1 protein-coding gene is annotated in these 647 nt (G+C 50.4%); it reads left to right on the top strand.

Annotated elements, in window-relative coordinates; genetic code table 11:
* Positions 1 to 21: 21 nt before the first annotated feature.
* Positions 22 to 647: T6SS immunity protein Tli4 family protein (locus tag NV64_RS22820; RefSeq protein WP_255410351.1), on the top strand; the 626-nt coding region annotated here is incomplete at its 3' end.

Below are 647 nucleotides of genomic sequence, written 5' to 3'. Positions count from 1 at the left end.
GACCGTGCTCAGATTAATGAGGTGAACATCAGCAGCCAGCGGCTCTACCGTCCGGCGTTTGAGCAGCGTATCGAACTGCGAGAGCAGTCATTACAGTATGGACACACGGTGAGAACGGTTGATCGGCCTTTTCTCAAACAGGTGTACCGGCTGAGTGAGAATGCGGTGATATTTGACCGCAATAAAAATGAGAGCGTGCCAGGATTTGGGCGCATTCTGGAAGGGCATCTGTACATAAACGGTGTGGCGTTTATTCTCACTCAGGATATTACCGATTATTCGGACCCAAACTTTGCCAAAGAACGTGCGTTTTGGCTACGTAAAGAGTCTGGAAGACCCGAATGGATGGCCAACACCAAACCTGCAAAACTGGCAGAGCTGAAGGATGTTATGTCCCGTCTGAGCGGGCGAAAAGACGATGAAATCCCGACGCAGCCGGGAACCTGTATCTCAGAAGGGTTTATCCGCGACGGGAACGGCAAGCCGAAGGAGGATATTACCTTTGTCTATCCGCACAGCCCGGTCTTTTCTTTTGTTGTCTGGAGCAATAACGCCTTAAAAGAAAGCACAAACATGCTGGAGCGAAGCGGTGAAATACAGTCTTACCTGACTCAGGCCAATGCCCGGACTCTGCGTAAAGGTAAAAC

The organism is Erwinia sp. B116, from assembly GCF_002865965.1.
Lineage (GTDB): Bacteria > Pseudomonadota > Gammaproteobacteria > Enterobacterales > Enterobacteriaceae > Erwinia.
This window is presented reverse-complemented; position numbering and strand designations above follow the sequence as displayed.